The organism is Spirosoma areae (genome assembly GCF_054781775.1).
The window spans coordinates 132499-153922 of the sequence record NZ_BAAGTT010000036.1; the positions used below are offsets into that span (position 1 = coordinate 132499).

Sequence of the window (21424 nt, forward strand, 5' to 3'; positions counted from 1 at the left end):
TCGGCCAACCGTCTATACATAAACCAGGTAGCCGATAGTCAGCCCCTACCCGTATCCTTAGTATATATGAACTTCATGAAACACCTCACGACTGAGGCTATCCGTCAGTATTTCAATGCCGAAAAAGCGGAGAGCCTTATCTTCTTCGGGATGGGCGTGGCAGCCCTGGGGCTTGGCCTGTATTTTCTGCTGGTGCTAAAACGGCCCTTCACCAACGGCATGGCCTGGCCCCTGATGGCCGTGGCCCTCATTCAGCTCACTGTCGGCACCACCGTTTATCTCCGCAGCCCGAAAGACATTGCCCGCGTAGAAAACTACGTCATAAACGACCGCTCAAAAATCAGCGCCGACGAAATTCCGCGCATGGAAACCGTGATGCAGAGTTTCCAGACCTATAAATACATCGAGCTGGGCCTGATGGGGGTTGGTTTATTATTGGTGTTGTTCCAGCTTGGCCCATTCTGGTCGGGCGTGGGAGCCGGGCTGCTCATTCAGGCAGGGCTGATGCTCCTCGCCGATTATTTCGCCATGAGCCGGGGAACCGCCTATCTGGCTTATTTACATCATTTGGTTCAGTAAACCACTATTCACCACATCCACAGTTACCATGTACATCGGTAAAGATTTCCACCCGAAAATGCTCTGGCATTTTGCCAGAAAAAATTTGTTCCGCACCTTTCTGGTAAGCCTTACCGCCTGCCTGCTTTACAAAGTGGCGGGCCTGGAGTTTATTGGCATATCATTTCTGCCCATCGCCACCATCGGCACGGCGGTGGCGTTTTATGTCGGCTTCAAAAACAACCAGGCCTACGACCGGCTGTGGGAAGCCCGTCGGCTGTGGGGCAGCATCACCAATACCAGCCGAACGCTGGCCGCTATGGTCATCGCCATCATTCCCGACAAGGAAATTCAGCGCGAGTTTATGTATCGCCACATTGCCTGGATAAACATTCTGCGGCTGCAACTCAGAAAAAACATTCCCTGGGCCACCAGCAAAGAAAGCCTGCATCAGGACTACCTGTCGGAAGAAAACGAACTCGAAAAATTCGATGAGGGGCTGCGAAAAGTATTTATGGACATGGGCCGCATGGAATATTACGAATCGATGGCCGGAAAAAGTAATACCGCCATTCACGCCCTGAAAAAGCAAATTCACGAATTCGGCAGGCTGAAAAAAGCGGGCGTTATCGACGATTACGAGCATTCGGACTTTGTGAAGCAAATCGGCGAATTATTCAATCACCAGGGCGGCTGCGAACGCATCAAAACCACGCCCCTTTTCCGGCAATACAGTGTGTTCAGTCGTGTGTTCGTGATTCTGTTCATTTTTCTGCTGCCCTTCGGTCTGCTGAAGGAGATGGATAAATTGGGTGAATACGGCGTGTGGCTCACCATACCGTTTAGTATGCTCATTAGCTGGGTGTTTTTCACAATGGAACAGATTGGCGAATTCAGCGAAAATCCGTTCGATAACTCCGTAAACGACATTCCTATTTCGACCATTTGCCGCACCATCGAAATCGACATCCGCGAATTTCTGGGCGACGAACACATCCCCGAAAAGCTGGAACCCGTGGGAGATATTATGCTATAAAAATGGGGAAGAAATTCAAACAAACTGCTGGCCCCATTCGCAGATGCTGTTGAGTATTGGTAACACAGATTTACCAAAATCAGTCAATGAGTACTCAACCCGCAAAGGCATTTCATTGAACTGTTCCCGCGATATAAGCCCATCCGCTGCCAGCTCTTTCAATTGCTGAGAAAGCACTTTTTTTGAAATCATAGGTACTGTGGCGGCTAATTGCCCAAACCGGCGGCTACCAGTTGACAGGTAAAACAGGATAATGGGCTTCCAGCGTCCGCCTATTTTATCGACAGCAGCCGTTAGTGGACAAGTATAGGGATTTCCCGTAGTCTTCTTTTTTTCTGTGGTTACCATGTGGTAATCAGTATTCACTGGTTTCTAAATGAAACCATAAGACGAAAGTATACCTTTGTCTCATGATGAACAAACCACATTCTGTATTTTTTGCCCTCATCGCTTTTTTTCTGGTTTGCCCGGCCGCTACCGCACAAACGAAAAAAGCCATTGGTTCTACAACCGCCAACAAAAAACTCATGCTCGTAGTCGTGGATGAGTTGTTCAATAAAGGCGATACAACAGTGGCTGACAACTATTTCGTCCCTGAATTTGCCGAAGAAGAAAAGGCATTTACAAACTTAATCCGCACGGCGTTTCCTGACTTAAAAATCACTGTGGATATTATGATAGCCGAAAAAGATAGGGTCGCTGCCCGATGGATAGCGAGCGGCACGCACAAGGGTACATTCATGGGTGTTGGCCCAACGAATAAATCTGTAACCTGGAAAGGCTCCTGGTTCTGGACATTTAAAAACGGAAAAATCACCGACGGCATGGGTAAAGGCAGTTGGGATGCATTAGGTTTATTAAAACAACTTCAATCAAAATAAACAGCATGAACAAAGTCTATTCAGTCATTGAACGAACGGCAAAAAAACCGTTTATTTTCATCTTCATTGGGGCTTTAATTTTAGTCAACATTTTAATGAATACACCGGGGTTGCCCACCAGCACGCCATCGATGCAAAAAATATCGCCCACCTTTACCCCTTTTGACCTTCAGGCTGAAGGCTACACAGCCGAAAGTTTCACAACCGATTTGACTACCCTCGGTGCAGAAGGCAGAGACATTTACAGGAACTTTATGCTCTGCGATATTTTCTTTCCTGCCGTTTATGCGTTTACTTTTTCATCATTGATTTTTTTGGTTTTCCGTTCCAGAAAAAATGGGTTGCGGTGGCTATTTCTCATTCCGTTACTTACCGGCTTTTTCGATTACGTGGAGAACGCCTTTATCGCCATTTCATTTGCCGCTTATCCGTCGCCAGGCAGTTTATCGGTGACAGTGGCGAGTATGGCGACGCAGACAAAAATGGTATTCAACGCCTTATTGATTCTGGCTTTATTGCTCACGCTTGGCACCTGGGTTGCTGGATTGGTTAAAGAAAATAAGCACGAACGCACAACGCTATAACAAAGAACGGCTGAACTTATTTTTCCGAAAAATTATGGCCCTGTATTGAGTCTGAATACTGATTGGCAACGCCTAAATTTATGGCCATCAGTCGTCAATCCAGTCATCCCGACGACATCCCCAGTTCGACCATTTGCCGCACCATCGAAATCGACATTAGCGAATTCCCCGGTAACGAACGCACTCCCGCCAAACTGGAACCCGTGGGTGATATTATGCTGTAAAGAAACCAAACAAGACGATGAAACTAAGCGAGAAACGAGAAATCAATGCGCCCATTGAACAGGTTTACCGGCAGTTGGCCGACCCATTTGAGCAGGTCAGGTGGAACACCCTGTATCTGGACGTAGCCATCGAACCAAAAGGGGAAATCAGGACGGGTACCGTGATGACGGGCACGTTTAAAGGGTCGGGGAAAGCGACCGTGCATTTTGAAAACGTGGTGCTCAATAAAGAATTTACGCACTATTCAAAACTCCTGATTTTCGGCTTCATCAATTTGGGTGAGTTCCGGCATACCTATACCGTTGACCGACTTGGCCCTGACAAAACCCTGTTTACGCAGACCGTGAATTTTGAACCCAAAGGGTTGGGCAAGTTGATGAAAAATGTCGTGATGAATGGGTTCAAAAAGCGGCTTCCCGAAAGCTTTAGTGAGTTTAAACAGTATGCCGAAACAACGCAATCTTAATCGGCCCGCCAAAATCCCAATGTGCGCCTGGATATTAGATAATGTAGGATTTAGTGACTCACAACTGTTCGACCTTCGTTTTGCCCCCAGGCACACATGGCGTTGATTACGGGAATTAAGCTCTCGCCCAATTTGGTTAAACTATATTCAACCTTTGGCGGTACTTCATTAAATTCTTCCCGCTTTATCAGGCCGTAGCCCTCTAATTCTTTCAATTGCTCGGTCAATATTTTTCTTGAAATGGTAGGTATAAATAACGACAACTTGCCAAACCGCAGTTTACCCCCCATCAGGCAGTAAAGTATAATAGGTTTCCACCGGCCGCCAAGAATGCTCATGGTATGCACCACCGGGCAATCGGTTGGATTTTCAAAGATTCTTGATTGTTTCATGTCACTGTTACGTTTGTGTAACCACTTTTTTCGCCTATAATCAGCATTAGTTTCCAAAGGTAACTAATGCTGTATACTTTTGCCTCATCAAACTTTTGAAACTAAGAAAAATGTCAGCAGTAACATCAATTGCAGGTAAGTGGGAAAGTGCTGGGCACGAGGTACGCCCTAACCCCTGGGGCGGTGACTATTTTTTGCACCGGTACTTTTATAACACCGAAACCGAAGCCCACGGCACGTTGGTTTTTTACACCGATGCTACGTACACCGATAAGAACATCACCGTTGAGGTAATCGGGCCTTACCAGTTTTTAGGGCCATCGGCAAGCGTTGCCGGTGCAACAGAAACAGATTTCGACTTTACTAAAATCGCTGTTACGCCCCATTCGCAGGCTATGGTCGATATGCTCAACAGTATGCCCGCCGAGTATCTGCAACCCTGGAGGGCGGGGTTGCGGCAGGAAGTTTCGGTGGCCGGTCAGGGCATTATGGGTATGGTTATCGGCGAGTATAAAGAATATGATTTGACAAAAGTGGCTGGGGATTTATTGTACTACGGCGAACGGCCTGCCGATGGGTCGGCACCTGATACGGCAGCCAAACGCGCGGATTCGCTCCAGGTGCCGCTTAAAAAAGTAAACGAGTTCAGTGTGAATTTTTGAAATTGACCCAATAAGCATGAACAAAGTATTAGTCATTTTAGGTGCCGGTGCCGGCATCAGTCAATCGGTCGCGAAAGCGTTTGGCCGCCAGGGGTTTTCCATCGCCCTGGTTAGCAGAAATGCAGAAAAGCTTAACTCGTTTACCGAGGAGCTAACCAACGAAAACATTGTTTCTCAGGCGTTTACGGGCGATGTCAGCGATGAAGCGGCTATGCAGAAAACAGTGGCCGACATTAAAGCCGCGTTAGGCCGAATAGATGTAGTCCATTACAACGCTGCCGCCATGCGGATGGTGAATGTGCTGGATGAAACCGCCGAAACCCTGATAGCCGATTTTAAGGTAAACGTGGCCGGACTCCAAACGATAGCCTTAGTAACCCAGACTGAACTGGAAGCTAATGCGGGTGCCATCCTCACAACCGGTGGCGGTTTTGCGATGTATCCTTCTGCCGATTTTGCCTCGCTCTCAATCGGCAAAGCCGGGCTTCGTAATTTGTCGGAAAGCCTTTCGCAGGCACTCGGCAAAAAGGGCATTTTTGTTGGCACCCTTACCATAAAGGGCTATGTTACACCCGAATCGGAGGTGCACAATCCGGATAACATTGCCCGCCATTTCTGGAAATTATATGCCGATAGAACCGCCTTTGAAATACAACTCTAATCATGGCGGACCATGCATTTGCAGTAACTACTGTCCTAAAGATAAACTACAAAGAAGGCTGTAAAGATGAATGCGTGCAATGGATGCTGGAAACGGCGTCTATTGCACGCAATTTTGAGGGGTTTGTCGAAAAAAGTATTTGTATTTCGGCAGAAGTTGAAAGAGAATTGGTAAACATTTTCACGTTCAGCAATAATCAATATCTTCAGGCCTGGGAAAATTCAACAGAACGAATTCAGCAAACCAAAAAAGGTGAACGTTTTATTGAAGCGATACAGGCGAAGTCTCAACTTGCCGGATTGGAATTTATGTTTCCGGCGGTCAGGCCACCCAAAAAATGGAAGATGGTGCTGATAACCATTTGTGTTATTTTTATCCTGCTCAACACGCTAATTCCTATTCTTCAACAGGTTTTTGATTGGCTGCATATACCTGCACTTTTAAGAAGTCTTTTTGGTGTTGTGGTCATGGTCAGTCTGATGACGTTTCTACTTTTGCCGTTCCTGACTAAACTGTTCGGTCAATGGTTAGCTCGTTAACGTGATTGTGAAACATACCGTACTGTTAGTCTCACCATAGCGAATGATTAAGTCGGGATAGACGATGCCACCCAACGAATGGCTGAACTTATTTTTCAGAAACATTTATAGCCCTATATTGGGTCTGAATACCGGTTCGAAACGCCTGATTTTATGTCCATCATTCGTAAGTCCAGTAACCCCGACGACATTCCCGCTTACGACAAAGACTACTGGTGGGCAAAAACGCCCCAGGAACGGCTGGCGGCAGCGCTCAAGCTCATCCGGCGGGCCAAAGCCATTTATTATGCGAACCCGGCAAACCCACCGTTAGGCAATGGAAGACAGGTACTTAAATCTGATAAGCCTATTCAACGAGGAAAGCGTTGAGTATGTCGTGCTGGGGGGGCATGCCGTAATTGCCCACGGTTATCTACGCACCACCGCCGATATCGATATTTTCGTGCGGCCAAGTCCCGAAAACGCCGACCGGTTGCTAAAGGCCCTGTATCGGTATGGGTATACAAGTGGCGAGTTTGACCACGAGGACTTCACGAAGGTGCCCAGCTACCTGTCCTTCAACCGGTATGATGAATGGATTGACCTGATGACCTTCACGCTGGGCGTTACCTTCGATGAATGCTACCAGAACCGGGTTGTGCTGTTAATTGAACATGTGCCGACCAACGTAATCAGTCTGCCCGATTTGATTCGTAACAAACGGGCACTCGGCCGCCCACAGGACCTGCGCGATATAGAAAATCTGCCCGTCGACAGAAAATAATTGAATTTTTATTCGCTAAAGTTTGGTAGATGAATTTCTATTCACCTATCTTTGCGCTGTACTTCAACGAAACCGAATGCCACGCGCCAAAGACGACACCAAAATTGAAGCCATTCACGAAGCCGCCCGAACGCTGGTTCTCCGCACGGGTTTCAGCGGGCTGAAAATGGCCGACGTCGCCAAAGAAGCAGGACTGGCAACAGGTACGCTCTATGTGTATTACAACAGCAAGGAGGCCCTTGTAGCTGAGGCTTTTGCTGATACCAAACAGCGAATCGCTACGGGACTGCTGGGCGCGAAAGTCGTAGAGGGTAACTACTACGAATCGTTCCAGAACCTTTGGAAAGCCTATTTCAGCTATTGTTACGCCCATCCCGCCGAAATGCTGTTTGTGGAGCAGTTCATGTACAGCGGTTATCTGCCCGAAGATGCCCGAAAGAAGGCGAACGATTTCTATTTACCTCTTGACCACTTCATTGACGCGGGCAAACAAAGCGGTATCCTGCTCAACACCGATACCGAAATCATCAAAGCGCAACTGATGGGGTCCATCCACGAAATCATTAAATATTCGCTGCATAGTGGCCTGACTATTGACGCGCCACTCATGGAATTGTGTTGCAACATGGCCTGGAATAGTGTGCGTCGCTAATTTTTTTCACCGAAAAATGAATATTTATTCACTTTAGTTAACACATATCAAAAAATGAAAAAAACAGTTTTAATCACGGGTACATCGTCGGGCATTGGCCGGGCTGCCGTTAAAGAATTTTCGGATAAAGGCTGGAACGTAGCCGCTACCCTCCGCACACCCGCCAAAGAGGGCGAAATGCAAACCTGGCCGGGGGTGAAACTCTACGCCCTCGACGTCACCAAAACCGATACCATTCAGGCAGCACTGGCAGCCGTCAAAAAAGACTTTGGCCGTATCGACGTGGTGGTCAACAATGCGGGTTTTGGCGTGGATGGCGTGTTTGAAGCCATGACCGACGAAGTCATTGAAGGTCAGTTCAATACGAACGTGTTTGGCCTGATGCGGGTAACGCGGGAAGCTGCCAAACTGATGCGCGAACAGGGCGGTGGCACCATTGTGCAGATTGCTTCGATGGGCGGGCGGCTGGCGTTTCCACTCTACAGCATCTATCATGGCACCAAATGGGCGGTCGAAGGATTCACCGAAGCCCTACATTATGAACTTGCCCCGTTCAACATCCGGCTGAAACTTATCGAGCCGGGCGCTATTAAAACTGAGTTCTACGGCGCAGGTCGTCAGTTCATAAAACCCGATTACACAAAGGCGTATGACAGTTTCATCGAGAAAGTCGAGAAAGTGAACATGGAAGCGGGGGAAAAAGGCGAATCGCCCCGGAAAGTAGCCGAAGCCATTCTGAAAGCCGCCACCGACAACAATAGCAAACTCCGTTATCCGGTAGGTGCCCCGGCCCCCATGCTGCTCCGCCTGCGGAAACTCCTGCCCGAAAAGCTATTTATCGGCATCGTGAAGAGCAGCTATAAACTCTAAACCCAGCCATGAACCCACCCATCGTTTTTATACACGGCATGTTCATGAATCCCAAAAGCTGGGATAACTGGCGGCAGTATTTTGAAAAGTCAGGCTACGAAACTCACGCCCCGGCCTGGCCGTATCACGAAGGCGACCCCGCTCAGTTGCAGCGGCAAATTCACCCGTTACTCGGCAAACTAACGCTCGATGAAGTGATTAGTGCGATGGAAACGTATCTTGCTAAACTCCCCCAAAAGCCGGTTTTGGTTGGCCATTCGATGGGCGGGCTAATCGTTCAGGTACTGGTTGCCAAAGGGTTAGCTCAGGCCGGTATTTGCATCGACAGTGCCGCGCCCAACGGAATGCTCAGTTTTGAATGGAGTTTTTTAAAAAGCAACCTTCCCGTACTGAACCCACTGGCGGGTGACAAACCGTTCGTCATGGATGAGAGGCATTTCCACTACGCCTTTTGCAATACCCTGACGCCCGACCAGGCCCGGCAGGCGTTGGCCGATTTCGCGGTCCCCGAAAGCCGCAACGTGGCCCGGTCAAGTACGGGCAAAGCGGGCAAAATTGACGTCAGTAAACCACATGCGCCGTTGCTGTTCATCGCCGGGGAGAACGACCACATTGTTCCGGCCAGTTTGAACGAAAAAAACTACCGGGCCTACACCGATAAAACCAGCCGCACCGATTTCAAACTATTCGCCAATCGCGACCACTTCATTTGCGGAGAGCCGGGCTGGCAGGAAGTCGCCGGTTACGTTGCCAACTGGATACCGGAAAGCGCGGCCTAACGAATTAGCTTTCCCTCACTCACTCTTTAGCTATGAAAGCCAATATCTTAGTGTATGTTTCGTCGGCAACTGCCGTACCCTACCGCGAGGGCGGTTCGCACGGCGTAGGCGTTTTCCTGGGCGAACTGACCGAACCACTCGAACCGCTTATCGAAGCCGGGCACCGTATTCAGTTTGTTAGCCCCGACGGGCGCGGGCCACATATCGACAAGTCATCATTCCGGCTTATGTACTGGGGCTTTTCGAGCAAAAAACTCCAGCGTGCTCAGGCATTTTATGAGACGCTGAAACCGCTGGGTATCGAAACGCCCCGCAAACTGAGCGACATACTGGCCAATGCCAGCCTGCTCAATAGCTTCGATGTGCTGTTTGTGCCCGGCGGTCACGCGCCGATGACCGACATTCTGTACAAAAACTGGCTCACTGGCCCCGAACTCAATGCCGAAACGGGCCAGTTACTCCTGCACTTTCACGAAGCACAAAAGCCAACCGCGCTCATTTGCCACGCGCCCGCCGTGTTGGGAGCGGCTCCGGCAATTGACGGTAACTGGCTCTACAAAGGGTATAAAATGACCTGCGTGACGATGCTCAGCGAACGGCTGATTGAAGATATGCCGGGCTTTAAGGTCATGACGGGCCACATTCCCGATTACCCACAGCGGATTCTGGAACGGCTCGGTGCCGACATGCAACAGGTGAACATTCCGATGGTGAGCAACGTAGTCGAAGACCGCGAACTCATCACGGGTCAGGACCCGTATGCCGGTGTCGAACTGGGAAAGCGGTTACTGCCCAAAATTGAGACGTATTTGGCGGGGAAGCCTACCAGAGCTACGCCCCTACAGGGCTTTGTGTGATGGGGAATCCTTTATCAGACTACCAAAGCTGCGCCCCTACAGGGCTTAGCATGGAATGGGGATTCTGTTTATCTACCAAAGTTGCGCCCCTACAGGGCTTTATAGGGGTTGATTATTCCCTGGCTACCAAACCGGTGCCCCTACGGGGCTTGAGGGAACTGACTACAGAAGAGTTACCAATGTCAAATTCATAAAAAGGAATTATCCACCACTAAAGCCCCGTAGGGGCACCGGTTTGGTAGCCTGATAAGAAGCAACCCCATTACACAAAGCCCCGTAGGGGCGCAGGTGTCTGGTAGCCAGCAGAAAACATAATGTCGCACAAAGCCCCGTAGGGGCGTAGGTCTGGTAGCCAATAGAAAACACAAGGTCACACAAAGCCCCGTAGGGGCGCAGGTCTGGTAGAATGGCAATGAAACCCAAAACATTCACCCAAATTCCGATTCACGCCGTCTTTGCCGTAGCCCGTCGTGAAAATATTATCCTTGCACCCTGGCGCGACCGGCTGCACGAATACATAAGTGGCATTCTTGCGTCCGAAACAAATTATGCACTTGCTGTGGGAGGATGGAAAGACCACGTCCACATCTTCTTTGAAATGAAGACCACCCAAACCATCGCGGACGTATTGAAAATTGTAAAAAGCAAAAGCTCAGGCTGGGTCAATGACAATGGCTTTGTGAAGGGCCATTTCAACTGGCAGGATGGGTATGGAGCTTTTGCTCACTCAAGGTTGCAGAGACACAAGGTAATCCAGTATATCATGAATCAGGAAAGCCACCATCGGACGAAGACGTTCCGCGATGAATACATCGGAATGCTGGATGCACATGAGATTGATTATGACGAGCGGTATTTGTTTGAATTTCACGAATGACGTTCGACCAGACCTGCACCCCTACGGGGCTTGCGGGACAACATCTTTTATTGGCTACTACCAGACCTGCGCCCCTACAGGGCTTGGGGAACAAGGTCTTCTTATTGGCTACCAGACCTTCACCCCTACGGGGCTTGGGTTGAAACAAGGTCTTTTTATTAGCTACCAGACCTTCACCCCTACGGGGTTTGGGTGGAAATAACGGCTTTTCATGCACCCAAGCCCCGTAGGGGTGAAGGTCTGGTAGTAGCCAACAGAAAACAGAATGTCACACAAAGCCCCGTAGGGGCGCAGGTCTGGTAGCCAGCAGAAAACATAATGTCGCACAAAGCCCCGTAGGGGTGCAGGTCTGGTAGGTAGCCAGCAGAAAACAGAATGTCACACAAAGCCCCGTAGGGGCGCAGGTCTGGTAGATAAACAGAATCCCCATTCCACACAAAGCCCTGTAGGGGCGCAGGTCTGGTAGATGACAGCCATCCCATTCCACCAAAGCCCTGTAGGGGCTCAGCTTTAATACACGTAAAAAACTAATCATCACCTATTACTTTTTTCACAAATGAACCAGCAACAAATCATTGACGTCGTTCAGAAACAACGCGATTTTTTTAATTCAGGAAAAACCCTGGACGTCAATTTCAGGATTGAACACCTGAAAAAACTCAAAGCGGCTTTCAAAAAATACGAAAGCGAAATGATTGAAGCGGTGAAAACCGATATGGGCCGGGCCGACGTGGAAACCTATTTCATGGAACTGCACATGAATATGGAAGAGTTGGACTACGCGCTGAAACATATCAACGACTGGACCGACGATAAAAAAGTGAAAACGCCGACGTTGTTTTTCATGGCCGAGAGTCGACTGTATCCCGAACCGTATGGTATCGCTCTGATTATCAGTGCCTGGAATTTTCCGCTGTTGCAATTATTTTCGCCCCTCATCGGGGCCATAGCTGCGGGGAACACCGCCATTCTAAAGCCCGCCAGCGATAGCGCGGCCTGTGCGCGGGTAGCCACCAAAATTACCGAAGAATTTTTTTCGCCCGAATACGTCATTTGTCTCGAAGGGAAAAGCGAAATAACGACCATGCTGATGGAGGAAAAATTAGATTATATTTTCTTCACCGGTAGCCCAAAAGTTGGGAAAATTATTCAGGCCGCTGCGAGTAAATATCTGGTTCCCTGCACCCTCGAACTGGGCGGTAAAAGCCCCGCCATTGTTGACGAAACGGCGGACATCGACCAGGCGGCCAAACGAATTATCTGGTGCAAATTATTCAACACGGGGCAGATTTGCGTTACCGTCGACCATGTGTATGTGCATCGCGCAGTCAAGCAGGAATTTATGGCGGCCTGCAGGAAATACATCGTCCAGTTTTTTGGCGAAGATGCCAGCCAGAGCGACGATTACGGCTTTATCATCAACGACCGGAATTTCGACCGGCTGGTCACGTACCTCGGCAATGGTACAACCGTCTATGGTGGTAAATCGGACAAGGCTACGCGTTACATCGAGCCAACCCTACTGGACAATATCGGGGAAGACGACGCGGTGATGCAGGAAGAAATTTTCGGCCCTATTTTGCCCGTACTGGAATTTGACGACTTAGAGGAATTAATCAAAATTCATCAGCACAAAGAGAAGCCACTGGCCCTTTATTTTTTCAGTAAGGATGCCGGGAACAAGGCCAAAATCATTCGTCAGACTTCCTCCGGTGGTATCACCATTAACGATTGCATGGCAGACGGTGGCACCAATTCCCTGCCTTTTGGTGGCGTGGGTAACAGTGGCATGGGCAGCTATCATGGCAAGGCCACCTTCGATGTGTTTACGCATTACAAAGCCGTGATGGAAGCCCCTACCGCTCATATCCTGGACCTGCCGGTAAAATACCCGCCCTATAAAGGCAAGTTTGAGACGATTAAGAAAATGGAGAAATTCCATATTCTGTAAAATATCAATTCACTAATTATTAGTTAGTTAACGAAAATTTCAACAATGAAAACCAATCCCCAAATTACCCGCCTGCTGCTGGGCGCAGCTCTTTTATTTACTACGTCGCTCTCGTTCGGTCAGTCGGCGGATGCCATTCTGGGCAACTGGATGTCCGAAAAAAAGGACGCCAAAATAGAAATATACAAATCATCCAACGGCAAATACTACGGCAAGTTGTTCTGGGGTGCGCGCATGTATGAAGCCGACGGAAAAACGCCCCGATTAGCCAAAAACGGGAAGCCATTCAAAGACATGGTGATTCTGAAGGATTTTAGCTACGACGATGGCACCTGGGAACAGGGCACCATTTATGACCCCGAAGAAGATAAAACCTATTCCTGCAAAATAAAAAAGAAAGGCAATAACCTCGACATCAGAGGCTACGTCGGGATGTCATTATTTGGGCGAACCACTGTCTGGCAAAAAATCTAATTCCATGAAAAACATCCTTAAAATCAGTGATTTGCGCGAAGTTCAACAGCGCATTTCGTCCATCACGCCCGGCACCCAGCGGCAGTGGGGCACCATGACGGTGCAACAGATGCTGTGCCACACTACCGACCAGATTCGGCTGGCCCTGGCGCAGAAACCCGCCACCGAAACGGCATCGTGGTTCAACCGGAACGTGGCGATTCATATTGCCCTCATGCTGCCCAAAATTCCGAAAGGCATCACAGCTCCCATCGACATGGCACAGGATGCGGGCGGTCTCGGCACGAAACCAACCACCTTCGCCAACGACCAGAAACTACTGCTGACGGCCATAGACGAGTTTATCCAAAAACCGGCTGGGTACGTCTTCTCGGCACATCCCGGCTACGGTGCCCTCAATCGGGAGCAATACGGACGTTTCATCTACCTCCACCTCGACCACCATCTGCGGCAGTTTGGCGTGTAAGGCGCAGATTCGATATAACAAGTAAGCCATTGTTCTCATAAAGCCCCGTCGGGGCGCGGGTCTGGTAGCCGATACGAGGCCATTGTTCCCATAAAGCCCCTTTGGGGCGCAGCTATGGTAGATTTGAAATGGATTACGACAAACGGTTTTTGTTTGAATTATTTACAAACCAAAGCCACTATAGGGCTTTTACGGGATTTTGCCATTTCTCAACTACCAGACCTGCGCCCCCTACGGGGCTAAATGAAACCTGCTTCTTTTCATTTGTTACCAGACCTGCGCCCCGACGGGGCTTTATCGAAATAATGGCTTCTTTTCGGCTACCAAACCAATGCCCCTACAGGGCTTTATTAACGCTCCTGTAGAGCTTTTGTCAAACTTTATCACTGACACAAACCAGCTAATATCATCTCATGAAACAACTTTTGCGCGTCTTTAAGTGGACATTACTGTTCATCTTTACAATTCTTCTGCTATTTCTGACCTGGTTTTATTCTCGGTATGGCGGTAGTGGTGAGCCGTTTACCAACGTAGCGACACCAGCCCGCTGGCCACAGGATAGCCTGCATATCGTAGCGACGCTGCCCGAACCACCGGGCAATTTAGCAGTATCGAAAGAAGGTCGTATTTTCTGCACGTACCACGCCGAGGGTCGCCCGGAGGTGAAAGTGTGGGAGTTGGTCGACGGTAAACCCGTGCCGTTCCCGAATGAGCAATGGCAAAGCGACAAAAATGGGCCGGTGTTTCTGGATGCTATCTTTAATGTTCGCATCGACGCGAATAACCGCCTGTGGACCCTCGACCACGGCCAGAACGGGTTCAAGACCCCGCGCCTGCTCTGCTTCGACATCGACACCCGGCAACTCGTCACGCAAATTGACTTGCCGAAAGAGGTGGCGGGCAAAGGCTCCTACGCCCAGGATATGCAGATTGACACGGCCTGCGCCAAAATCTACATCGCCGAACTATCGGCGTTTGGGCAAACCCCGGCGTTGGTCGTTGTCGATATAGCGACAAAAAAGAGCCGTCGGCTGCTCGAAAACCACATCAGTGTAAAGGTTGAAGGCAATTATAACGTCGTCAACAAAGGCCGGGAAATGAAACCCGCCGGGCCGCTCTATCATTTCCACCCCGCCGTTGACCCCATTGCGCTGGACCGCAAGAACGAATACTTGTACTACGGCCCCATGAGCGGCAAAACGATGTACCGCATCAAATTAGCCGACCTGAACAACGAGCAGCTTTCGCCCGATGAACTGGCCGCTAAAGTCGAAACTTACGCCACCAACCGGGGTCAGTGCGACGGCATCACGATGGACAACGCCAACAACATCTACCTGACCGACATCGAAAACGGGGCCATCACGGTGCTGGATTCCAGCAAAAAACAGTTTACATTAGTGAGCCACCCAAAAATGCGCTGGCCCGATGGAATGAGCTTTGGACCAGATGGTTACGTGTACGTGGCCGACAGCGACATTCCCGATATGATGATGAAGAGCAAGGGCCACATGCGCGAAAACGCCCCCTATTACCTCTGGAAATTCAAAGCCTTAGCCCCGGCCAGAGCCGGACAGTAACGCCTTCGCCCCAACCGACATAATCTCATTACGTCGGTTGGGGCGAAGGAAAATCAAATCCGGTGAGTTAATGCGTCAGTACCGCCGACTGCGAACTTACCTGCCGACGAAAGAAGTACAGTACGGACCCGGCTACCACGATATGCATCAAGTTAAGCCACAGTGCAGTCGCCACGCTTACGTTTGGAATAGCGAGAAATGGATTAGCAAATGACAGTGCCAGCAGCACAACGGCAAGGATGGTAAACACCCGCAGCGGCTGCTTGGAAAACCGATTCAACAGAGCAAACACACCAGCCGCCACCAGTACCGGCACCACGGAGGAAATCAGAACAGGAACCAGCGTCAATGTTTGTGGCGGAGTGCCCACCTGTACGCCATCATGCAGAACGCCAGTTGCCCGGCCAATGGCATAGAGCAGTGCGTTCAGGGTGGCTCCGGTTCCGGCGGCTAAGACTATTGCCTGCCACCAGTTTAATTGGTTTGTTTTCATTTGTGATAAACGTTAGTTGTTTTAAACAATTATTAAAGTAAAAATTTTTAACTCTTCCTCAATTTATCTAATAGCTCGGATAGTTGCCCAGCCTCGGTTTCGGTTAGCCCGATGTGCGTTTCCGATGCGCCTTTAAGCTCCATACCAATACGCTCCAGCTTTTCCAGGCCCAACTCAGTAATACCCAGCAGCACCTGCCGACGGTTGGCTTCGTCGGCGCATCGGTGGATTAACTGTTTCTGAACCAAACGGTCGCACAGGCGGGTGAGGTCGGGGTTTTTGTCGAGCATTACTTCTTTTACATCCCCTACCGGCACCACCTGCGGATGCTTTCCGCGCAGAATCCGCAGAATATTGAATTGTTGCCGGGTGAGGTCGTGGGCTTTGAAAATAGGGTCGGTCTTATCGGCAAACCAATGATAGGTAAACTGCAGATTCACCATGGCCCGTTGCAGGGGCGAAGCAAAAACAGGTTGCCGAATTTCGTCCTCTAACTTCATGATACAAATCTATAAACAATAGTTGTTGTAAACAAATTAAATCAATGAACTGATTATTTTTCCGGCTTCCTGAATACCACATCGGGGTCGATGTCGGCTTCGCGCATCAGGTCCATGCCGTATTGCCGGATAAACTCGATGACTGGAATAGCCCGGCTTCCTTTTTCGGTAAGCCGGTATTCGACTTTGGGTGGCACCACCGCATAGACCGTCCGCGTCACGAACCCATGCGCTTCGAGTTCGCGCAGTTGCGTGGATAGCATCTTGTGGGAGATATGCGGCAGGTATTTTTTCAGTTCGCTGTACCGCAGCACCATTTTCTTGTTGAGCCGCCACAAAATGGGCATTTTCCACGTGCCGCCAATCTGATGCATCGCGAATTCGACGGGATTGTAATACGTCCGACCGTCGTGGGTAAAGTCCGGCATAGTTTCTATCCTGCTGATTATCAATTACTCTCTAAAAGGGTAGTATCACACAAAAAAGTGTATTTAGTAAAAATACTACTATTTGCTACCACATTTGCATCAAAGGGTGTAGGACAAGTTTAGTATGGGTATGATAAAACGTTTTTTTTGACAGGATTACAGGATTAACAGGATTTTTTTTTGCGACTATCCGGCTCAATACATCCTGTTAATCCTGTCAAAAAAAGAACTTGTCCTACACCCGCAACACAGGTTACGAAAATCAATAAATCAACAATAAAAAGTCATGAGCTTAAAAGACCCCAATATCGTCAGTGCCAAAACGCCCAAGCGCGTTGCCATCGTGATTGCTAACCCCGCTGTATCGACCACCACCGGCTGGCCGGTCGGTTTCTGGTGGAGCGAACTGAGCCACCCCTACTTAGCTTTTGAGGAGAAAGGCTACGAAATCGAACTATTCAGCCCCAACGGTGGACCCTGCGAAGCCGACGCCATGAGCGACCCCAACGATGCCAGCGGTTACTCATCAACCGACCTCATCAGCCAGGGATTCATCCACACACCCGCCCTGAAAGCATTAGTCGACAACACCAAACCCGTCGCCGACCTGAACGTGGCTGATTTCGACGCTATTGTGATTGCTGGTGGACAATCGCCGATGTTTTCGTTTGAGAACGCGACGGATTTGCACAAGAAGTTCGTTGAATTCTACGAAACCGGCAAAATCGCGGCTGCGCTCTGTCATGGCGTGGCGATTCTGAAATACGCCAAACTGAGCAACGGCGAGTACTTAGCGAAAGGCAAAACCGTAACGGGCTTCGCCAATGTGGAAGAAGATTTTGCCGACAACGCCGTCTGGAGCTACAATCTGCTGCCCCGCGATAAGCACGTGATGCCGTGGCGCATCGAGGACGAGATGAAAGCCATTGGTGCCAACTACATTCAGGCTGGGCTGTGGCGCGGGTTCGCCTTCCGAGACGGTAACCTGATTACGGGTCAGCAAAACTTCAGCGGTGCCGAAACTGCCAAAGTTATTATTGAGGCTTTGGGCGAATAAAGTAGATTTGTTGGGCCATCAGCGACTAATCACGTTACTCCAGTTCTGGCTGACAGTCTAACTCAGGTCCCTTACGTAAAAACAGGGCTTATTTTCACTCAAAACCATTTACAAACATGACAACCCAGGAAGTCGCCGACCGTTTAGTAACTCTCTGCCAGGAAGGCAAGTACGAACAGGCCCAGCGTGAACTCTACAGCCCCGATGCCAAAAGCATTGAGCCGGAAGCCTCGCAGGGCATGCAGACCGTGCAGGGGCTGGACGCCATTATCGAAAAAGGCAACCAGTTTCAGGCCATGATTCAGGAGTTTCACGGCGGCAGTGTCGGTGGTCCGTTAGTGGCAGGCAATACCATCGCCACCACCATTACGCTGGATGCCACCTTTAAGGATGGCAACCGGTCTACCATGAACGAGGTAGCTGTGTACACCGTGAAAGACGGCAAAATCGTGCAGGAGGAGTTTTTTTATTAAGCGATTGTGACCAAATCTTTGTCATTCCGACGAAGCCGGGCCGCCGGAGCGGAGAAATCTTAAAATATCCTGATATATAAGTAAGGACACCTTAAAATTCTTCCGCTCCGGCGGCCCGGCTTCGTCGGAATGACAAAAAAACATAAACACTTCATTAGTATGAACATTGCCATCATCGGTGCCGGGAATATCGGCGGTACATTAGCCGAAGGCTGGGCCAAAGCAGACCACCGCATTTTCTTCGGCGTTCGCAACCCCGACGAATTCAAAGCCGATGGACTGCTGGAGAAATACGACACCATCACGGCCCACACCATTGCCGAAGCCGCCGGGCAAGCCGACGTGATTTTGGTCAGCACACCCGCTAAAGTCGTGGGCGACGTAGCCGCGCAACTCGGCGACGCATCCCAAAAAATTATCATCGACGCGACCAATGCTGTTGGGATGCAGGGCCACGACCCGTTTCAGGTGCTGAAGGAAGTCACTGGTTCGGCCAACGTGGTAAAGTGCTTCAATTCAACGGGTTTCGAGAACATGAAAGACCCCCTTTATGCGGGTGTACTCATCGACATGTTCATGGCCGGGGGCAGCGCGGAGGCCAAAGCAACGGTGCGCCAATTGGCTTTAGACATGGGCTTCGGCGAGTGCTACGACGTAGGTGGCGACGATAAAGCCGCCCTGCTCGAACAGTTTGCCTTTTTCTGGATTAACCTTGCCTTCGGGCAAAAGTGGGGCCGCGACTTTGCGATTAAAGTCGTCAAACGCTGAAAATTCTGCCCAACGAAATAGCCCATTTTCATCACCTTTTATTATCTACTAAGTAGCCCTCAGTCAGCGGGTTAGGGGCTTTTTGTCGAATAGGTAACAAAGGAAAAGCCTGCTGATACGTCGCTTATGATTCTCAAACGCAATTTCAACCCGCTTCTCGTTCTTAAGTACAACGCCGAAGCCATCCTGATTGCACTGACCGTATCGGGAGCTGTGTATGCCCTGCACGCGATGGAAGCCATCGACCTGGCGTTGCCGTTTTCGATAGCGGCTATTATGGGGTCGGCACTGGCGATTTTCATTGCGTTTCGGAACAACACGGCGTATACGCGCTGGTGGGAAGCCCGTACCGTCTGGGGCGGCATCATCAACAACAGCCGTATTTTTGCCCGGCAACTTATCGCCAACGCCGATAATGCCATTGCCACTGGCAAAGCCTCGCCCGAAAAAGTAGCCGGGTTTAAGCAGGAAATGGTGCTTCGTCAGATTGCTTTTTCACACGCGCTGCGGCTGCACCTGCGTCGGCAAACGACTTACGATGAGTTTCGTCATTTGCTGTCGGTGGCTGAATTTGAGCGGGTTACGCGGGCCGGAAACGTGCCGAATATGCTCCTTCATCAGCAGGGTATTCGGATTAAAGAGGCCATGCGGGACGAAATTCTGGGCGCGTTCGACAACATCAGCATGGAACCAAATCTGGCGAGTTTCAGTAACTGGCAGGGCTCCTGCGAACGCATCAAAAACACACCTCTCCTGCGGCAGTATCATTATTTTACGAAGTTGTTCCTATATGCCTTCATGCTCATTCTGCCGTTTTGTCTCATTGCCGACCTCACCAAAATGGGCGTTGCCTATATGCTGGTGCCGGTTTGTGTGGTCGTCAGTTTTGTGTTTGCGGTGATTGGTCGGGTGGGTGAAGTAAACGAAGACCCGTTCGAGAATCAGATTACCGACGTTCCGCTGACGGCCCTGTGCAACACCATCGAACGCGACCTCAAAGAGCAACTCGGCGAAACCACTCTACCAACAAAGCTGGAACCGGTCGATGGGTATTTATTCTGATGTAATTTTTCGGACAGGATTACAGGATTAACAGGATTTTTTCACACGGATCGCCCAATTATACCAACAATCGCGCATTGGATTATTGCCGGGCTAACGTTTCGATTAACAGGATTTTTTGTACTGACGAAATTTACGTTTGATCGTGACTGAAAGGCCAAAATTGATAAGCAGACCAATTTCATGACCCGTACAGGTCAGGTAATTAACCAATTGTGGCTCGTGGCGCGGGTGTAGATTCTCGACCGCTTTCAACTCAACAATGATATAGTCTTCTACGAGTAAATCAGCAACAAAATCACCCACGATATAGCCCTCATACGATACTGGAATTGGGTGTTGGTTTGCTACCAAAAATCCACGCTTCTTCAATTCAATAATCATTGCGTTCTCATACACTTTTTCCAGATAACCTGAACCAAGTGTGTTGTGCACTTTATAAGCGGCAGCAATAATCTGTTCAGTTATGATTTTATCATCCATTAGCAAAGCAAGTATGGCAGGATTGACAGGATTACAGGATTGGCAAGATTAAATAAAATCCTGTAAATCCTGTAATCCTGTCAAAAAAATGCGTCCTGTTAAAAAAATGCGACTCCAACTGTATTTACTTTTCCTCATGACCACCCAACCCGCGCTGGCTCAACTTAACGAAAGCGACACGACGCTGTTTCAGGTGCGGGTTTCACTCACGGGCAATTCGCAACAGGGCAACGTGGAGGTGCTGAATTTGCGGAGCAAACTGGATTTCACCGTCGCGCCAACCCGGGATTTAGTGTTTAAATCACAGAATTCCAGTTTGTACCAAGAATTTTATTCGACCAAAGCCGACAACGACCTCTTCAGTCGGAACTATCTGTATTTCAGGCCATACCAGCGCGTGTATCCGTTCGCTATTGGCTACGTTTCAACCAATTTCCGACGAAAAATTGACCTTCGTTATTTTGTGGGCGCTGGGGCAACGGTACAGGTTTGGAAAACGCGGCAAAACGTGCTGAAACTGTCGGTTAGTGCCATTTATGAAGCTACGCGGTTCACAGTATCAGACTTTAACGAAACCATCTACAACGGCTCCCGAACCATTGCGCTCTGGCGCGGCACAGCCTGGCTGGGCGGCTGGCACTATTTGCTCGATAACCACCTCCGGCTTTATTATGATGCGTTTTACCAGCCTGCGTTTTCCGATGCGGCCAACTACCGATGGCAGGCTGATGTAGGTTTTGATTTTCCAATTTGGCGGGGGCTGGCCTTCAATGCACTCTACACCTACACCCATGAAAATGTGGTCGTTACCAAAATCCGGCCCGACGATAAACTGCTGACTATCGGCCTTTCCTATAACTTGCGAAGAAATCATCACCCGTAAATCC

30 protein-coding genes and 1 pseudogene are annotated in these 21424 nt (G+C 49.5%); 25 read left to right on the plus strand and 6 right to left on the minus strand.

Going from position 1 to position 21424, the window contains the following annotated elements; translation table 11 throughout:
* Positions 1-75: 75 nt before the first annotated feature.
* Positions 76-579 (plus strand): hypothetical protein, encoded by a 504-nt coding sequence (locus tag ACYVI1_RS21430; protein ID WP_460912844.1) that lies wholly within the window; start codon positions 76-78, stop codon positions 577-579.
* A 28-nt stretch (positions 580-607) separates the two neighbouring features.
* Positions 608-1594, plus strand: coding sequence for a bestrophin family protein (locus ACYVI1_RS21435; RefSeq protein ID WP_460912845.1), 987 nt, complete (start codon positions 608-610; stop codon positions 1592-1594).
* 15 nt (positions 1595-1609) lie between these two features.
* On the opposite strand, the gene ACYVI1_RS21440 is transcribed toward ACYVI1_RS21435, so the two are convergent.
* Positions 1610-1942 (minus strand): winged helix-turn-helix transcriptional regulator, encoded by a 333-nt coding sequence (locus ACYVI1_RS21440; protein WP_460912846.1) that lies wholly within the window; start codon positions 1940-1942, stop codon positions 1610-1612.
* A 62-nt stretch (positions 1943-2004) separates the two neighbouring features.
* On the opposite strand from ACYVI1_RS21440, the gene ACYVI1_RS21445 reads away from it, so the two are divergent.
* The 4 genes from ACYVI1_RS21445 to ACYVI1_RS21460 all read left to right on the plus strand — a co-directional run bounded on the left by ACYVI1_RS21445 (position 2005) and on the right by ACYVI1_RS21460 (position 3750).
* Positions 2005-2475, plus strand: coding sequence for an ester cyclase (locus ACYVI1_RS21445; RefSeq protein ID WP_460912847.1), 471 nt, complete (start codon positions 2005-2007; stop codon positions 2473-2475).
* 5 nt (positions 2476-2480) lie between these two features.
* Positions 2481-3059 carry a hypothetical protein gene (locus ACYVI1_RS21450; protein ID WP_460912848.1) on the plus strand — a complete coding sequence of 193 codons (579 nt, stop codon included), beginning with the start codon at positions 2481-2483 and terminating at the stop codon, positions 3057-3059.
* Positions 3060-3139: 80 nt separating this feature from the next.
* Positions 3140-3283, plus strand: a complete 144-nt coding sequence (locus ACYVI1_RS21455; protein WP_460912849.1) for a hypothetical protein — start codon at positions 3140-3142, stop codon at positions 3281-3283.
* Positions 3284-3300: 17 nt separating this feature from the next.
* Positions 3301-3750 carry an SRPBCC family protein gene (locus tag ACYVI1_RS21460; RefSeq protein ID WP_460912851.1) on the plus strand — a complete coding sequence of 150 codons (450 nt, stop codon included), beginning with the start codon at positions 3301-3303 and terminating at the stop codon, positions 3748-3750.
* Between the two features lie 50 nt (positions 3751-3800).
* On the opposite strand, the gene ACYVI1_RS21465 is transcribed toward ACYVI1_RS21460, so the two are convergent.
* On the minus strand, positions 3801-4142 hold the full coding sequence (locus tag ACYVI1_RS21465; protein WP_460912852.1) for a winged helix-turn-helix transcriptional regulator: 342 nt from the start codon (positions 4140-4142) through the stop codon (positions 3801-3803).
* Positions 4143-4252: 110 nt separating this feature from the next.
* On the opposite strand from ACYVI1_RS21465, the gene ACYVI1_RS21470 reads away from it, so the two are divergent.
* The 14 genes and pseudogenes from ACYVI1_RS21470 (at position 4253) to ACYVI1_RS21535 (ending at position 15273) form a co-directional block, all read left to right on the plus strand.
* Positions 4253-4804 carry a hypothetical protein gene (locus ACYVI1_RS21470; protein ID WP_460912854.1) on the plus strand — a complete coding sequence of 184 codons (552 nt, stop codon included), beginning with the start codon at positions 4253-4255 and terminating at the stop codon, positions 4802-4804.
* 16 nt (positions 4805-4820) lie between these two features.
* Complete coding sequence (locus ACYVI1_RS21475) at positions 4821-5465, plus strand: SDR family NAD(P)-dependent oxidoreductase (protein ID WP_460912855.1); 645 nt, start codon at positions 4821-4823, stop codon at positions 5463-5465.
* A gap of 2 nt (positions 5466-5467) precedes the next feature.
* Complete coding sequence (locus tag ACYVI1_RS21480; protein ID WP_460912856.1) at positions 5468-6004, plus strand: hypothetical protein; 537 nt, start codon at positions 5468-5470, stop codon at positions 6002-6004.
* Positions 6005-6157: 153 nt separating this feature from the next.
* Positions 6158-6373, plus strand: a complete 216-nt coding sequence (locus ACYVI1_RS21485) for a hypothetical protein (RefSeq protein WP_460912857.1) — start codon at positions 6158-6160, stop codon at positions 6371-6373.
* Positions 6321-6767 carry a DUF6036 family nucleotidyltransferase gene (locus tag ACYVI1_RS21490; RefSeq protein WP_460912859.1) on the plus strand — a complete coding sequence of 149 codons (447 nt, stop codon included), beginning with the start codon at positions 6321-6323 and terminating at the stop codon, positions 6765-6767. Before ACYVI1_RS21485 ends, ACYVI1_RS21490 begins: the two co-directional genes overlap by 53 nt.
* A 76-nt stretch (positions 6768-6843) precedes the next feature.
* Entirely contained in the window at positions 6844-7419 is a 576-nt protein-coding gene (locus ACYVI1_RS21495) for a TetR/AcrR family transcriptional regulator (RefSeq protein ID WP_460912860.1), read from the plus strand.
* Positions 7420-7473: 54 nt separating this feature from the next.
* Positions 7474-8289: an SDR family oxidoreductase gene (locus tag ACYVI1_RS21500; protein ID WP_460912861.1), complete on the plus strand. Its 816-nt coding sequence runs from the start codon at positions 7474-7476 to the stop codon at positions 8287-8289.
* Positions 8290-8297: 8 nt separating this feature from the next.
* A complete protein-coding gene (locus ACYVI1_RS21505; RefSeq protein ID WP_460912862.1) occupies positions 8298-9068 on the plus strand; it encodes an alpha/beta hydrolase in 771 nt (256 codons plus the stop codon).
* A gap of 32 nt (positions 9069-9100) precedes the next feature.
* On the plus strand, positions 9101-9925 hold the full coding sequence (locus tag ACYVI1_RS21510; protein WP_460912864.1) for a DJ-1/PfpI family protein: 825 nt from the start codon (positions 9101-9103) through the stop codon (positions 9923-9925).
* A 412-nt stretch (positions 9926-10337) separates the two neighbouring features.
* On the plus strand, positions 10338-10802 hold the full coding sequence (locus ACYVI1_RS21515) for an IS200/IS605 family transposase (RefSeq protein ID WP_460912865.1): 465 nt from the start codon (positions 10338-10340) through the stop codon (positions 10800-10802).
* 544 nt (positions 10803-11346) lie between these two features.
* Positions 11347-12753, plus strand: a pseudogene (locus ACYVI1_RS21520) (aldehyde dehydrogenase family protein); the annotation flags it as partial.
* Between the two features lie 45 nt (positions 12754-12798).
* Positions 12799-13227, plus strand: a complete 429-nt coding sequence (locus ACYVI1_RS21525; RefSeq protein WP_460912867.1) for a DUF2147 domain-containing protein — start codon at positions 12799-12801, stop codon at positions 13225-13227.
* Between the two features lie 4 nt (positions 13228-13231).
* Positions 13232-13693, plus strand: coding sequence for a DUF1569 domain-containing protein (locus tag ACYVI1_RS21530; RefSeq protein ID WP_460912868.1), 462 nt, complete (start codon positions 13232-13234; stop codon positions 13691-13693).
* A 413-nt stretch (positions 13694-14106) separates the two neighbouring features.
* Positions 14107-15273, plus strand: coding sequence for an L-dopachrome tautomerase-related protein (locus tag ACYVI1_RS21535; protein ID WP_460912869.1), 1167 nt, complete (start codon positions 14107-14109; stop codon positions 15271-15273).
* 67 nt (positions 15274-15340) lie between these two features.
* On the opposite strand, the gene ACYVI1_RS21540 is transcribed toward ACYVI1_RS21535, so the two are convergent.
* The 3 genes from ACYVI1_RS21540 to ACYVI1_RS21550 are packed head-to-tail and all read right to left on the minus strand — an operon-like array spanning position 15341 to position 16694.
* Positions 15341-15766 (minus strand): DUF6069 family protein, encoded by a 426-nt coding sequence (locus ACYVI1_RS21540; RefSeq protein ID WP_460912870.1) that lies wholly within the window; start codon positions 15764-15766, stop codon positions 15341-15343.
* 47 nt (positions 15767-15813) lie between these two features.
* Positions 15814-16266 carry a MarR family winged helix-turn-helix transcriptional regulator gene (locus ACYVI1_RS21545; RefSeq protein WP_460912871.1) on the minus strand — a complete coding sequence of 151 codons (453 nt, stop codon included), beginning with the start codon at positions 16264-16266 and terminating at the stop codon, positions 15814-15816.
* A gap of 53 nt (positions 16267-16319) precedes the next feature.
* Positions 16320-16694, minus strand: a complete 375-nt coding sequence (locus ACYVI1_RS21550) for a winged helix-turn-helix transcriptional regulator (RefSeq protein WP_460912873.1) — start codon at positions 16692-16694, stop codon at positions 16320-16322.
* 286 nt (positions 16695-16980) lie between these two features.
* Here ACYVI1_RS21550 and ACYVI1_RS21555 point away from each other — a divergent pair, with 286 nt between their 5' ends.
* The 4 genes from ACYVI1_RS21555 (at position 16981) to ACYVI1_RS21570 (ending at position 20054) form a co-directional block, all read left to right on the plus strand.
* Positions 16981-17751 (plus strand): type 1 glutamine amidotransferase domain-containing protein, encoded by a 771-nt coding sequence (locus ACYVI1_RS21555; RefSeq protein ID WP_460912875.1) that lies wholly within the window; start codon positions 16981-16983, stop codon positions 17749-17751.
* Positions 17752-17867: 116 nt separating this feature from the next.
* Entirely contained in the window at positions 17868-18224 is a 357-nt protein-coding gene (locus tag ACYVI1_RS21560; RefSeq protein ID WP_460912878.1) for a SnoaL-like domain-containing protein, read from the plus strand.
* 159 nt (positions 18225-18383) lie between these two features.
* Entirely contained in the window at positions 18384-18992 is a 609-nt protein-coding gene (locus ACYVI1_RS21565) for an NADPH-dependent F420 reductase (protein ID WP_460912879.1), read from the plus strand.
* Positions 18993-19118: 126 nt separating this feature from the next.
* Entirely contained in the window at positions 19119-20054 is a 936-nt protein-coding gene (locus ACYVI1_RS21570) for a bestrophin family protein (protein WP_460912880.1), read from the plus strand.
* Positions 20055-20159: 105 nt separating this feature from the next.
* On the opposite strand, the gene ACYVI1_RS21575 is transcribed toward ACYVI1_RS21570, so the two are convergent.
* Positions 20160-20537 (minus strand): GxxExxY protein, encoded by a 378-nt coding sequence (locus tag ACYVI1_RS21575; protein WP_460912881.1) that lies wholly within the window; start codon positions 20535-20537, stop codon positions 20160-20162.
* A 106-nt stretch (positions 20538-20643) separates the two neighbouring features.
* On the opposite strand from ACYVI1_RS21575, the gene ACYVI1_RS21580 reads away from it, so the two are divergent.
* Positions 20644-21420: a DUF481 domain-containing protein gene (locus ACYVI1_RS21580; protein ID WP_460912882.1), complete on the plus strand. Its 777-nt coding sequence runs from the start codon at positions 20644-20646 to the stop codon at positions 21418-21420.
* Positions 21421-21424 lie beyond the last annotated feature (4 nt).

Coding starts and splice junctions, on each gene's coding strand:
- ACYVI1_RS21430 (WP_460912844.1), top strand. CDS start 76: ATGAAACACCTCACGACTGAGGCTATCCGTCAGTATTTCAATGCCGAA.
- ACYVI1_RS21435 (WP_460912845.1), top strand. CDS start 608: ATGTACATCGGTAAAGATTTCCACCCGAAAATGCTCTGGCATTTTGCC.
- ACYVI1_RS21440 (WP_460912846.1), bottom strand. CDS start 1,942: ATGGTAACCACAGAAAAAAAGAAGACTACGGGAAATCCCTATACTTGT.
- ACYVI1_RS21445 (WP_460912847.1), top strand. CDS start 2,005: ATGATGAACAAACCACATTCTGTATTTTTTGCCCTCATCGCTTTTTTT.
- ACYVI1_RS21450 (WP_460912848.1), top strand. CDS start 2,481: ATGAACAAAGTCTATTCAGTCATTGAACGAACGGCAAAAAAACCGTTT.
- ACYVI1_RS21455 (WP_460912849.1), top strand. CDS start 3,140: ATGGCCATCAGTCGTCAATCCAGTCATCCCGACGACATCCCCAGTTCG.
- ACYVI1_RS21460 (WP_460912851.1), top strand. CDS start 3,301: ATGAAACTAAGCGAGAAACGAGAAATCAATGCGCCCATTGAACAGGTT.
- ACYVI1_RS21465 (WP_460912852.1), bottom strand. CDS start 4,142: ATGAAACAATCAAGAATCTTTGAAAATCCAACCGATTGCCCGGTGGTG.
- ACYVI1_RS21470 (WP_460912854.1), top strand. CDS start 4,253: ATGTCAGCAGTAACATCAATTGCAGGTAAGTGGGAAAGTGCTGGGCAC.
- ACYVI1_RS21475 (WP_460912855.1), top strand. CDS start 4,821: ATGAACAAAGTATTAGTCATTTTAGGTGCCGGTGCCGGCATCAGTCAA.
- ACYVI1_RS21480 (WP_460912856.1), top strand. CDS start 5,468: ATGGCGGACCATGCATTTGCAGTAACTACTGTCCTAAAGATAAACTAC.
- ACYVI1_RS21485 (WP_460912857.1), top strand. CDS start 6,158: ATGTCCATCATTCGTAAGTCCAGTAACCCCGACGACATTCCCGCTTAC.
- ACYVI1_RS21490 (WP_460912859.1), top strand. CDS start 6,321: ATGGAAGACAGGTACTTAAATCTGATAAGCCTATTCAACGAGGAAAGC.
- ACYVI1_RS21495 (WP_460912860.1), top strand. CDS start 6,844: ATGCCACGCGCCAAAGACGACACCAAAATTGAAGCCATTCACGAAGCC.
- ACYVI1_RS21500 (WP_460912861.1), top strand. CDS start 7,474: ATGAAAAAAACAGTTTTAATCACGGGTACATCGTCGGGCATTGGCCGG.
- ACYVI1_RS21505 (WP_460912862.1), top strand. CDS start 8,298: ATGAACCCACCCATCGTTTTTATACACGGCATGTTCATGAATCCCAAA.
- ACYVI1_RS21510 (WP_460912864.1), top strand. CDS start 9,101: ATGAAAGCCAATATCTTAGTGTATGTTTCGTCGGCAACTGCCGTACCC.
- ACYVI1_RS21515 (WP_460912865.1), top strand. CDS start 10,338: ATGAAACCCAAAACATTCACCCAAATTCCGATTCACGCCGTCTTTGCC.
- ACYVI1_RS21525 (WP_460912867.1), top strand. CDS start 12,799: ATGAAAACCAATCCCCAAATTACCCGCCTGCTGCTGGGCGCAGCTCTT.
- ACYVI1_RS21530 (WP_460912868.1), top strand. CDS start 13,232: ATGAAAAACATCCTTAAAATCAGTGATTTGCGCGAAGTTCAACAGCGC.
- ACYVI1_RS21535 (WP_460912869.1), top strand. CDS start 14,107: ATGAAACAACTTTTGCGCGTCTTTAAGTGGACATTACTGTTCATCTTT.
- ACYVI1_RS21540 (WP_460912870.1), bottom strand. CDS start 15,766: ATGAAAACAAACCAATTAAACTGGTGGCAGGCAATAGTCTTAGCCGCC.
- ACYVI1_RS21545 (WP_460912871.1), bottom strand. CDS start 16,266: ATGAAGTTAGAGGACGAAATTCGGCAACCTGTTTTTGCTTCGCCCCTG.
- ACYVI1_RS21550 (WP_460912873.1), bottom strand. CDS start 16,694: ATGCCGGACTTTACCCACGACGGTCGGACGTATTACAATCCCGTCGAA.
- ACYVI1_RS21555 (WP_460912875.1), top strand. CDS start 16,981: ATGAGCTTAAAAGACCCCAATATCGTCAGTGCCAAAACGCCCAAGCGC.
- ACYVI1_RS21560 (WP_460912878.1), top strand. CDS start 17,868: ATGACAACCCAGGAAGTCGCCGACCGTTTAGTAACTCTCTGCCAGGAA.
- ACYVI1_RS21565 (WP_460912879.1), top strand. CDS start 18,384: ATGAACATTGCCATCATCGGTGCCGGGAATATCGGCGGTACATTAGCC.
- ACYVI1_RS21570 (WP_460912880.1), top strand. CDS start 19,119: ATGATTCTCAAACGCAATTTCAACCCGCTTCTCGTTCTTAAGTACAAC.
- ACYVI1_RS21575 (WP_460912881.1), bottom strand. CDS start 20,537: ATGGATGATAAAATCATAACTGAACAGATTATTGCTGCCGCTTATAAA.
- ACYVI1_RS21580 (WP_460912882.1), top strand. CDS start 20,644: ATGCGACTCCAACTGTATTTACTTTTCCTCATGACCACCCAACCCGCG.